Source organism: Bacillus sp. NPDC060175, assembly GCF_042728695.1.
Taxonomy (GTDB): Bacteria; Bacillota; Bacilli; order Bacillales; family Bacillaceae_G; genus Bacillus_A.
In genome coordinates this window covers 4541-14289 of record NZ_JBHWYR010000097.1, presented here as the reverse complement: position 1 = coordinate 14289, position 9749 = coordinate 4541, and the positions used below count along the sequence as shown (strand labels likewise).

The 9749-nt window shown below is 33.1% G+C and carries 9 protein-coding genes and 4 pseudogenes; 6 read left to right on the top strand and 7 right to left on the bottom strand.

Features of this window, described 5'->3' with window-relative positions; genetic code table 11:
• The 4 genes and pseudogenes from ACFWDE_RS27260 to ACFWDE_RS27245 form a co-directional block, all read right to left on the bottom strand.
• Positions 1–187: pseudogene (locus ACFWDE_RS27260) on the bottom strand (Holliday junction resolvase RecU); the annotation flags it as partial.
• A gap of 645 nt (positions 188–832) precedes the next feature.
• Positions 833–976: pseudogene (locus tag ACFWDE_RS27255) on the bottom strand (recombinase family protein); the annotation flags it as partial.
• 201 nt (positions 977–1177) lie between these two features.
• Complete coding sequence (locus ACFWDE_RS27250; protein ID WP_377895976.1) at positions 1178–2206, bottom strand: sensor histidine kinase; 1029 nt, start codon at positions 2204–2206, stop codon at positions 1178–1180.
• Entirely contained in the window at positions 2203–2877 is a 675-nt protein-coding gene (locus ACFWDE_RS27245) for a response regulator transcription factor (RefSeq protein WP_377895975.1), read from the bottom strand. Before ACFWDE_RS27245 ends, ACFWDE_RS27250 begins: the two co-directional genes overlap by 4 nt.
• 255 nt (positions 2878–3132) lie before the next feature.
• On the opposite strand from ACFWDE_RS27245, the gene ACFWDE_RS27240 reads away from it, so the two are divergent.
• On the top strand, positions 3133–3900 hold the full coding sequence (locus tag ACFWDE_RS27240; protein ID WP_377895974.1) for an ABC transporter ATP-binding protein: 768 nt from the start codon (positions 3133–3135) through the stop codon (positions 3898–3900).
• Complete coding sequence (locus ACFWDE_RS27235; RefSeq protein ID WP_377895973.1) at positions 3887–5764, top strand: FtsX-like permease family protein; 1878 nt, start codon at positions 3887–3889, stop codon at positions 5762–5764. Before ACFWDE_RS27240 ends, ACFWDE_RS27235 begins: the two co-directional genes overlap by 14 nt.
• A gap of 163 nt (positions 5765–5927) precedes the next feature.
• On the opposite strand, the gene ACFWDE_RS27230 is transcribed toward ACFWDE_RS27235, so the two are convergent.
• Positions 5928–6362 (bottom strand): MarR family winged helix-turn-helix transcriptional regulator, encoded by a 435-nt coding sequence (locus ACFWDE_RS27230; RefSeq protein WP_264538660.1) that lies wholly within the window; start codon positions 6360–6362, stop codon positions 5928–5930.
• 140 nt (positions 6363–6502) lie between these two features.
• On the opposite strand from ACFWDE_RS27230, the gene ACFWDE_RS27225 reads away from it, so the two are divergent.
• Both ACFWDE_RS27225 and ACFWDE_RS27220 read left to right on the top strand, forming a co-directional pair.
• Positions 6503–6979: a GNAT family N-acetyltransferase gene (locus ACFWDE_RS27225; RefSeq protein ID WP_377895972.1), complete on the top strand. Its 477-nt coding sequence runs from the start codon at positions 6503–6505 to the stop codon at positions 6977–6979.
• A gap of 125 nt (positions 6980–7104) precedes the next feature.
• The gene (locus tag ACFWDE_RS27220; protein ID WP_002150757.1) at positions 7105–7377 is read left to right on the top strand and encodes an HU family DNA-binding protein; all 273 of its coding nucleotides are present in this window, start codon (positions 7105–7107) and stop codon (positions 7375–7377) included.
• 330 nt (positions 7378–7707) lie between these two features.
• Here the strand turns inward: ACFWDE_RS27220 and ACFWDE_RS27215 are convergent, their stop codons facing one another.
• Complete coding sequence (locus ACFWDE_RS27215) at positions 7708–7869, bottom strand: Spo0E family sporulation regulatory protein-aspartic acid phosphatase (RefSeq protein ID WP_377895971.1); 162 nt, start codon at positions 7867–7869, stop codon at positions 7708–7710.
• Between the two features lie 494 nt (positions 7870–8363).
• Between ACFWDE_RS27215 and ACFWDE_RS27210 the strand changes: the two genes are divergently transcribed.
• Both ACFWDE_RS27210 and ACFWDE_RS30585 read left to right on the top strand, forming a co-directional pair.
• Positions 8364–9047 carry a CPBP family glutamic-type intramembrane protease gene (locus ACFWDE_RS27210; protein WP_377895970.1) on the top strand — a complete coding sequence of 228 codons (684 nt, stop codon included), beginning with the start codon at positions 8364–8366 and terminating at the stop codon, positions 9045–9047.
• Positions 9048–9235: 188 nt separating this feature from the next.
• Positions 9236–9328: pseudogene (locus tag ACFWDE_RS30585) on the top strand (IS6 family transposase); the annotation flags it as partial.
• A 78-nt stretch (positions 9329–9406) separates the two neighbouring features.
• Here ACFWDE_RS30585 and ACFWDE_RS27205 read toward each other — a convergent pair.
• Positions 9407–9749 (bottom strand): annotated as a pseudogene (locus tag ACFWDE_RS27205) (penicillin-binding protein); the annotation flags it as partial.

Genomic DNA, 9749 nt, shown 5'->3' with positions numbered 1-9749 from the left:
AATCAACTAGTGCTCGTTCTGTTTGTTCTACTAAGTATCCATAAATATCAAAGTCTGCTCTCGGTATCGACTTCTTACCATTCGGTTGATGAGACATCCCCACATAAGATTGAATAACTGATGCTGGCACAAGGAATACTATCTGATCCTTACTGAACTCTATAAGGAAAAAACAAATAGATGAAATAATAAGTATATCTAATTAAAATTTCATCTGTACTTTTCTATTCAAATAACGATTTCGTTATAATTTATGAACATATTTTAGGCCTAAAAATCCTACCGAACATTTTTAGGATAAATTTACCGGATGAATTAGCAGAAATTTCGTGTTATTCTGAACGTGTTGAATAACCCAATACATTCAACAATACTCTTGATTGCATACTTAGTATGCAATCACCTATACAGATACCTTAGCTAATACGTCTCCCTAATCGTTGTGATTACTAAGGTATCTTTTTATAAGCCCTGTGTGCAGGGCTTTTTTATTTCAGTGATGATGCTCTTTTTCCCATCTAGTTATCAATGCTTTTAGTCCACTTTCTTAATAAAATTCAAATTTGGTATTACTTTACTCCTAACCCCATTTTTATCCCTTTGACTATCCGATAGCTCGTCCACCTCTACAAAATGGGGTTCCACCCCATGCCCATCAACTTAAGAAAACAGATTCACCCTAAAACGAAAAAATGAGCTTAATTCTCATATATAACTGTCGAGAGATAAAATTTTTGTTTTGATGGTGCTTCAAAATATTAGCTTGATGGCGATGTGGCGGTACCCCACATCCATCAACTTAAGGATGTGGGGTGCTACCCTATAATAGGTGAATAAAGTTACGTTCAAATTCCGCAAAAGAAGCAAATAAATGAAACATAAATTGACCAGTAGCACTTGAACGATCCATTGTAATATTTTCATAAACACTATAAAAACTAATCCCTCGTTCATTCAATTCATTAACAATCTGAACATAGATAAGTTTACACGTTTTTTAAACAAAAGACGAAATTCTATAATTTTTGTTCAATATTAACGTGTCCAGAAACATACAATTTTCTGGACATGATAAAGCAATTTAGTTTCCATCCAAAATACTGGCTAACTCTTTATACATATAGAAATACTTTAATAATTTTTAAAAAGTATACTAAAGGTATTCCTTGTCTACTTTTCACAGCAATTGATAGTAATTTCTTATTTTTGGGAAATGGATGGTAACTCTTGTATACTTTCCTTCTTGTGATTGAATAGAAATATCATGTCCCAATTTCAAAACCATTTGTTTTGCAAGATACAGTCCCATCCCTGTAGATTTTGTATGGGTTCTTCCAGTAAAACCTGTGAACCCTCTTTCGAATACACGGTGTATATCTTCTTGCTTTATCCCAATGCCTGTATCTTGAATGAGCAATCGTTTTTCTTCATTATCCTCCTCAAAACGGAAAAAAACTTCTCCACCTTCATTTACATACTTTAAAGCATTTGCTGTAATTTGGTCTATGATAAATGCAAGCCATTTACTATCGCTTTGTACGAATTTCTGAGCTTCCTCCATATGAAAGTGAATTCGTTTCGAGATAAAGATTTTGGCATATTTCTTTACACTTTGTTTAATGATTTGATCCAGCTGCACATCTGTAATGAAATAGTCTTTAGAAAATGAGTCAATCCGTGAATAGTAAAGAGCCTGTTCCACGTAATTATCAATTTTGTTCAGCTCGTCTTCAAACTTATCTATAAGAAAATCTACTGTTTTTCCCGTACTGTTTTCAATAAGTAAACTACTTGCGGCAATTGGAAGCTTTACCTCGTGAACCCAGGACATAATAAAATCTTGGTGATCCAATTTCTCGTGAATCAACTTTTGAAGTTGCTTAGAATGCTTGTCCCGTACTATTTTTATCATTTTGACATATAAAGCTTGTTCATAATTTTGTGGCTCAAGCATTTCTACAGGAAAGTCTTCCTTCTGATTCTTAATTAAATCATTTAGTTCTAGGTAAAAAGACCTCCGGTAATAATATCCAATAGTAATATACAGACTTACGGAGAGAAAACAAATAACGTGAGTATAGAGCAGATTTTGAATAACGAGATTCCGACTATCGTTTACAACCATAATTAATGAAACAAACAACATTAATATGAAGTACAGTATGAAAAAGAATCGTTTATCTTTTATATATTGAAAAAAACTCATAAAATAATATACCCGTATCCTTTCTTAGTGGTAATGAAACCTTCTTTACCGAGGTCAGTAATTTTTTTGCGTATCCGTGCAATGTTAACCGTTAAGGTGTTTTCGTCCACGAATCTTTCATCAGCCCAAAGACTGCGCATTATCTTTGTTCGGCTTACAACTGTCCCTTTATTTTGCATGAGAAGTTTTAAAATAATAAATTCATTTTTAGTTAGCGTAATCGCTTCATTCACATATGACACATTGTAGGTTTTAAGGTTGAGCACAATTCCATCATGCTCAATAACTTTTAACTCTATGTCTTCTATATACGTATACGTCCTACGCAGGAGTGCATTAACCTTTGCCATTAAAACATCTGTGTGGAACGGTTTATTAATAAAATCATCCCCACCCATATTCATCGCCATTACCATATCCATTGGTGTATTACGAGACGAAAGAAAAATAATCGGCGCTTTTGAAGTTTCTCTAATTTTATTACACCAGTAAAATCCATCAAATGATGGTAAATTAATGTCCATTAGTACAAGATGAGGACTAGTTTTAAAAAATACTGATAATACTTGGTCAAAATCTTCTACCTTTACTGTAGTAAATCCCCATTTTTCTATTGTCTCTCCCAACATATCTCGAATCGTTTTTTCGTCTTCTACAATCATAATTTTCATGGTTATTCCCCCAAAATCTTATATTAAAGATAATTTGTGTTATATGATATGTGCTCATACTTCTGCATTAAATTACGATAGCATAATCGTCTATATCACATTATAGTGGAAAAGATAAAGAAAAAAGGGATATTTATTGTAAGGTGACAAAACTGTAAGGTTAACCTTCACAACTGTAAGGTTATCGAAGGGTTACATCATATAGAATAAAACCTGTAAGAAAAAAATAACTTCTTTGATGGAGGAATTATATATATGAAATCAATAGTAGACGCAAAACAAATCAAAAAAATGTATGGAGCAAAAGGAAATACATTTACTGCATTACATGATATTGATTTAACTGTTCGCGAAGGTGAGTTTGTTGGAATTATGGGACCTTCAGGTGCCGGAAAGTCCACACTTTTAAATATTTTGGCGACCATAGATCAGCCAACGTCCGGTGAGATTTTAATTGATGGGACAAGCATACTAAACATGCAAGAAGAACAATTATCCGCATTCAGGCGGGATAAACTCGGTTTCATTTTTCAAGATTACAATTTATTAGATACGTTAACAGTGAAAGATAATATTTTGCTGCCACTTGCACTAGCAAAAATGGATGTACAAGAAATAGAAAACAGAGTTAACGAAATTTCAGAGCGTTTTGGTATTCGTTCCATTTTAGATAAATACCCGTATCAAATTTCAGGTGGGCAGAAACAGCGCACAGCTGCTTCGCGTGCGATGGTATCAAAACCCAGCTTAATATTAGCAGACGAGCCAACTGGCGCACTCGATTCAAAATCGGCAGCAGACTTATTGGAGAGCTTGCAAAAATTAAGCCAAGAAGATAAAGCAACCATCCTCATGGTAACACATGATGCATTTGCAGCTAGCTATTGTAAACGCGTGTTATTTATTAAAGATGGCACGCTGTTTACCGAACTCGTAAAGGGGAATTCTTCTGGCAAAGATTTTTTCAAAAAGATATTAGATGTATTGTCCATTCTTGGAGGTGGTACAAGTGACGTTATTTAGTTTAGCGAAAAAAAATATTAAAGGGAATTTAAACAACTACCTTCTCTACATTTTCTCTATGGTGATTAGTGTCGTGATTTGCTATACTTTCAACTCATTATTGTATACACCAGAAATTAAAAATGCAGTTAATAATATGGAAGGTACAATGTCACAAACCTCTTTCGTTTTAATAGGATTCATAGCGGTTTTCATCGGATATTCTAATGCATTTTTCACGAGAAAACGTAAAAAAGAAGTAGGTATGTACTCCCTACTTGGCGTGAGAAAAAAAACCATCGCAAGAATGCTGTTTTTTGAAAATGTAATCATCGGGGCTATCACTTTAATATGCGGGCTCATATTAGGAGTCATATTATCCAGATTGTTTATCATGTTACTCCTTAAACTCGTAGGTGCTCCGGTCGATGTAAGTTTTGGCATTCCTACGGAAGCAATTATGAATACAACTATTACATTTACGGTCATTACAATTTTCACATCCCTTCAATCGTATCTTTTAATTTATCGCTTTAAATTAATTGAATTATTCCAAGCAGAGAAAAAAGGGGAGAAAGTACCAAAAGCATCTATCGTTTCTGCCGTAGTTTCGATCATTTTACTCGTAAGTAGTTATTGGCTTATGTTTAACGAGGCAGCAATGCTTTCTATGCCTCTTGTTGCTATTGGAACGTATTTATTATTCCGTTCTTTAACTGTGTATATACTAAAGCGTGCACAAAAAAATAAACCGAGCTACTATAATGGGATTAACATCATTGGAACATCTCACTTGCTGTATCGTATAAAAGGAAATGCCCTTATGCTTACAGTTATTGCATTACTAATTTCAGTAGCACTGCCATATCTTCAAGCGAGTTTCTCTGAATATTCAATCACTGAAAAAGATGCTCATGAAGCAGCTCCTTTTAGCTATATTCATCTTTCAAAAGATGAAACATCTGACAATCAAATCCATCGGGTTATTTCAAAAGACAAAGATCATCCGCTTACAGCGCAACTGGATATCCCGATTATTCAAGTAAAAGGGAATACTTCAGCACCATTCCAAGATAAAAATGACCTTTCTGTTAATTTGATTTCAGAGAGTGTATTTCATAAAATGAACAAAATTCTAAAATTAGGAGATATACCAAATCTTTCTGGTGAGCACGCAATAGCATTTAAACGATACATTAATCAACCAGCCACTGATTTTATTAATCACCAAGTCAACATTCAGTTACCCGAGAGAAATTATACTTTTAAGCTCAACAAGTTAGAAAAAAAATCGATACAACTAACATCTGGTTCTGAGCTTTTATACATTGTAATTGATAATGAAATGTTTGACAGTGTTGCAAAACAAGTCAGTCCCATCACATATAAAGCTTATAAAGTGGAGGATGAAAAAACAACCAAAGAAACATCTGAGATAGTAATGACACTAGCAGGAAACGATACTCATATGCGCACATTCTACGAAGGGTATAAAAAAATAAAGGCACTTACAGGAATGAAAATCTTTATAGTTAGCTCTTTAGCATTAGTTTTACTAGTGGCAACAGGAAGTGTTATTTACTTCAAACAGCTAACAGAGGCACATTCAGATAAAAATCGTTATGAAATTTTACGAAAAATCGGTGTAAATAAAAAAGAAGTACGAACTACGATAGCCAAACAAACATTATTTATATTTCTCCTTCCGTTAATTATTGGGATACTAAATGCGGGCATGTTAATAATATCAATGGTTATACAATATGATATGGACATAAAGGAAAACATAATTTCATTTATTTATGCTATGACAACGTATGGTGTAATCTACCTTGTTTACTACGTGTTAACCATTAATTCCTATAATAGAATTGTGAATAAATAAACATGAACCATCTCTCGAATATCGGGAGGTGGTTTAATATATTTAACAAAATAAGAAGCATAGTGAACAGTGGGCTAATTAAGATATGCCTAAACGTACAATTTGAACGCATTTTAAATAGTTAAAACATTGCTCCAAAATCAATCAGAAATTGTACGGACATTCAAAATTTTTTCTTATCTAATTTTTCTTGTATTACGATCATAGAATTACGAATTTGATTAATTTCACTATTAGTTAATCCATTAAATAATTGATATATTTGTTCATCTGACTGAATATTGATTCTATCAAGCAATTCCTCACCTTTTTTTGTCAAAAAAAGAAAGCTTTTTCTACTATCTATTGCTGAGCTTTTCTTCTTTATTAATTCTTCCCTCTCTAATTTACGTAAAATTCTGCTCATATAGCTTCTATCAATATTAAGTTCTTGCACGAGATTATTCGCAATACAATTAGTTTTTTCACTTATCTCAAATAGTATCCGTGCTTCGGTTAATGAATATTCTGTATCTAGAAATTGATTATTAAATAAGTCAAGTACCTTCGTATAAAATCGATTGAAGTGTCTAATATCATAAATAATTTTTTTATCCATATTTTCTCCTTTAGTTGACTTAATCCACATTTAATATTAACATAACTGTATCCTTAGAATGTGGACTCAGTCAACATTTAGGGGTGCAATTTTCGAAATAATTGGAACTTTTATAAAAAGCTAATTGTAGGAGAGATCATATGATTATTCGGGAAATTAAAAAAGAAGACAATGTGAAAATTAAAAAAATAATACAAAATTCATTAAAATCACTTGGATTAGCGATTCCTGGAACAGCCTATTTTGACCCTCAGCTTAACGACCTTCACCAATATTATACTGATTTAAAACATGGAAACTATTGGGTTGTAGAAATGGAAGGAGAAGTAGTTGGTGGAATTGGTATAGCGCAGTTTAACGAACATGAAAAAGTTTGCGAATTACAGAAGTTATACTTAAGTCCCCAAACACAGGGCTTAGGATTTGGAAAGAAGTTAATGGAAAAAGCTTTATCATATGCTGCTAAACATTATACAAAGTGCTACTTAGAAACACAGCATGAATTAAAAACTGCATGTATACTATATGAAAAGTTTGGATTTACGCTTTTACATGAGCCACTATCAGGTTCTGATCATTCTGCTATGAATGCGTGGTATATAAAAGATTTAAATTAACAATAATGAAAATTTTTATTACACCTGATTTACACGGAGATGCTGGTATTGGTATTACTTTTGATTGCATCAGGAGTATAGGCACGTTATAATAATCTCTAATTACATTCAAAGAGGTGCAAAAAATGAATAAAACTGAACTAACAAAAATGGTAGCAGAAAAAGCAGAACTTACACAAAAAGAGGCAGCAGCAGCAACACAAGCTGTATTAAATGCTATAACAAATGCGCTTGCAAATGAAGAGAAAGTACAGATTCTTGGCTTTGGTACATTTGAAGTGCGTGAAAGATCTGCACGTACAGGACGTAACCCACAAACAGGTGAAGAAATGCAAATCGCTGCTTCAAAGGCACCTGCTTTTAAGGCGGGAAAAGAATTAAAAGAGGCAGTAAAATAATTATACATAGTGAAACAGGACCTGATATATGAATATCAGATCCTGTTTTTTATTTAGTTGATTCTAAATTGTTCGGTTAATCATTATTCATCTATTAATCATTTCACTGCAAGTTGTGATAAAAAAAATATCATCAGCAGTGTTTTCTTTATTACAACTTCTAGCAATAACTTCTGCTGCATATTCTCTGTCCTCTCGGTCTACAGCATACCTTTTTATGTATTCCGATACAAAATATACAGCTTCTTCAAATTCAATATCCGCTTTTTAATTCCAAGTTAAAATACCCCAAAGTAATCCTCCCTATAATGTAATTATAAATGTAGAATTCTACTTAGTTTTATAATTTATATAAATAAATTGATTTATTGGTGTATCTATATCTTGACTTAAATGTAGCACCTGCTGATGTCTAAATCCATATTTCTCTACAAGCTTAATTAATTCTGCTTTCTTTTCTTCAATTAGTTCTTGTAAGTTTCTCATCTCCATATCTATTAGAGCTCCTTTTTTGCGATTTAGCAGTTAAATTATAGAATATATACAAAAATAAAGAAATTGGAAATTTTGGTAATAGAAAGAAAAAACATATATACGTCTAGAATATGTTGATAATTATATATATGCATAATTTCATTTAAAATTATCGATAATGATGTTATACTATTATTAACCAAGAAGAGTTCAACTAATTACGATTAATCACTACATTTTCTTTCATAGTACGTCAGTACATAAAAAGACACTATTATATATAGTGTCTTTTTATATGAGGTAGCACCAGCGTTGCTGTAATCAGGGGCAAAGTAATGCTGGTACTGGGCCATATACTTAAAAGCTATTGAAATTGTATTAAATCCAACCTTTAGGACTTTCACCACCAGGTTATACCTCATGTCGGGTGCAAAAAAGAGTAGAAAATATGATTAGAAATTTTTAAAAATCCCCTCCGAGAAATTCAACTAGCAAAATAGGAGGAAAACATCATGAACAGTCTTTATAACAAACAACCTAGTAGTATTTTTAATGTAATCATTAGTGTTTTTTTCATTTGTATTGCTTACATAGGTTTAGCTTATACTGCTCTTCCATTTAGGTTTACGTTTTTAACGATATCTTGTGTAATTGCTTTATATTTGAACTTTAGCTTTTACGGCATTAAGTCCGCATTTGGTCCCCTACAAAAAGGAACAACTAAAATCATTTTAATTGGACTATTATGGAATATCATACAAAGTTGGATTATTGCATTTTTAGTACAATATGTTTTTCATTTTTCAGTTGCTTATAATGGAAAGGCTACTATTTTCGTAGATAACACACCTATACAGTTTATCTATCACTTGATACAAATTATATGTAGCTTGATCGGCGAAGAATGTTTAATTTTAGTTCCATCTATCTTAGGAATTTACTTTTTGAAAAAACAAGGAATAGACGAAAAATGGTCGATGCTAATAGTAACTCTTATTGGAGCGTTCTTGTTCGGTATGGCTCATTACTCTACATATGACGGTAACTTAATTCAAATTCTTTTAATTATTGGCTTAGCAAGATTGCCTTACAACTGGATTGCATTTAAAGCCAATTCAATATGGGCTAGCGCTATTGCTCATATCCTTTTTGATATGCCGTTGCTCCTAATAGCTTTGTTAGTTACACCGAATTAGAATTCAAAAAAGGATCACTTTTGGGAAGTGCCCGCATCACCATCAAGCTAAAAGAACGAGTTATCCCCAGAACGATATATTGTGCTAACTTGTAGCAAAAAAGCTCATTTTTTCGTCTTGGGATACTTTTGAATTCTAAAGTTGATGGGCATGCGGATGTACCCCATAAAAAAGAAAATTGGACATTTATTCACAAGCCCTACAAATTTTGGGTCACTATACAAAGAGACTTCGCCTTTTCAACGTACAATGAACTTCAACAATTACTAGCTACTTCCTAAACATTGTTCCTCATTTACCAACCTGTTTATGCTTTTATTAAAATTTGCACAGAACCAACAATTTCTTCATATTACTTATTATCCATTATCGGCTGGAGCCTCTCCTGTATTCCCATCATTACTTGGTTGCGTTGGCGTTCCATGGCCATCCCCATTGTTTGGCGGCGTTGTATTTCCTTGGCCACTACCATTGTTTGGTGGCGTTGTATTTCCTTGGCCACTACCATTGTTTGGCGACGTTGTATTTCCTTGGCCACTACCATTGTTTGACGGCGTTGTATTCCCTTGGCCACTACCATTGTTTGGTGGCGTTGTATTTCCTTGGCCACTACCATTGTTTGGTGGCGTTGTATTTCCTTGGCCACTACCATTGTTTGGTGGCGTTGTATTTCCTTGGCCACTACCATTGTTTGGCTTACTT

Excerpts from the sequence above, each read along its gene's own strand:
- ACFWDE_RS27220 (WP_002150757.1), top strand. The coding sequence starts at position 7,105 with ATGAATAAAACTGAACTAACAAAAATGGTAGCAGAAAAAGCAGAACTT.
- ACFWDE_RS27240 (WP_377895974.1), top strand. The coding sequence starts at position 3,133 with ATGAAATCAATAGTAGACGCAAAACAAATCAAAAAAATGTATGGAGCA.
- ACFWDE_RS27225 (WP_377895972.1), top strand. The coding sequence starts at position 6,503 with ATGATTATTCGGGAAATTAAAAAAGAAGACAATGTGAAAATTAAAAAA.
- ACFWDE_RS27230 (WP_264538660.1), bottom strand. The coding sequence starts at position 6,362 with ATGGATAAAAAAATTATTTATGATATTAGACACTTCAATCGATTTTAT.
- ACFWDE_RS27245 (WP_377895975.1), bottom strand. The coding sequence starts at position 2,877 with ATGAAAATTATGATTGTAGAAGACGAAAAAACGATTCGAGATATGTTG.
- ACFWDE_RS27250 (WP_377895976.1), bottom strand. The coding sequence starts at position 2,206 with ATGAGTTTTTTTCAATATATAAAAGATAAACGATTCTTTTTCATACTG.
- ACFWDE_RS27215 (WP_377895971.1), bottom strand. The coding sequence starts at position 7,869 with ATGGAGATGAGAAACTTACAAGAACTAATTGAAGAAAAGAAAGCAGAA.
- ACFWDE_RS27210 (WP_377895970.1), top strand. The coding sequence starts at position 8,364 with ATGAACAGTCTTTATAACAAACAACCTAGTAGTATTTTTAATGTAATC.